This is a genomic window from Pseudoalteromonas sp. APC 3691 (assembly GCF_030408135.1).
GTDB lineage: Bacteria > Pseudomonadota > Gammaproteobacteria > Enterobacterales > Alteromonadaceae > Pseudoalteromonas.
Map to the genome: position 1 here is coordinate 1 of NZ_JASDCB010000156.1, position 792 is coordinate 792.

Annotated in this window: 1 protein-coding gene; it reads right to left on the bottom strand. The window is 41.5% G+C overall.

The genetic code is table 11. From position 1 onward, the window contains the following. Window positions 1-30: 30 nt before the first annotated feature. Window positions 31-792: IS5 family transposase (locus QL998_RS20705; RefSeq protein ID WP_024600859.1), on the bottom strand; the 762-nt coding region annotated here is incomplete at its 5' end.

Consider the following 792-nt stretch of genomic DNA (forward strand, 5'->3'; position numbering starts at 1 on the left):
TAGGGGCTGTTGATCTTTGTAGTACATATATCAATCAGCCCACATTGGTAGCCACATCATAGTAAATGCTAAAGCGAGCATTGAATGATAATTTCGTTCAAGCTTTTCATACCGCGTGGCTATCCCTCTATATTGCTTAATACGGCCAAATGCATTCTCAACCAAGTGCCGATATTTGTACATGCACCAGTCAATATCTTCATTGCCTACTAAACTGTTGCCCTTACGTGGAATAACGGGTGTAGCGTTATTATCACGAACAAACGCTCTCAGTTTTTCACTGTCGTAGCCTTTATCTGCGACAACCATATTACTTGTTGGGCAATTAGCTACGAGTGACTCTGCATGGACGATATCATGCGTATTTCCACAGGATAATTCATAATAAACAGGCAACCCTCCGCTATCGACTGCAAGATGAATTTTCGTAGAATTTCCACCTCGGCTCTTTCCAATTGATTCATTGTCAGCAGTTCTTGCACCGCAACTATGTTGATGAGCCCTGACAATACTGCCATCAATGAAGACCCAATCCATGTCCGCATCACGAGATAATGCGCGAAACAGTTCATTCAAAATCCCTTTTTTGGACCATAAATTAAACCGTCTGTAGATAGCACTCCAACGGCCAAAATCAGAAGGTAAATCTCGCCATGGAATACCTGTGCGCATCTTATACAGTATGCCTTCGAGCGTTTTTCTATGGTCGGGCTTATTATAAATTCGACCACTTAAGTACATTACTTTTGATAAGACATTCCATGTCCCGTCTGTTAACATTAATCTTGGCAT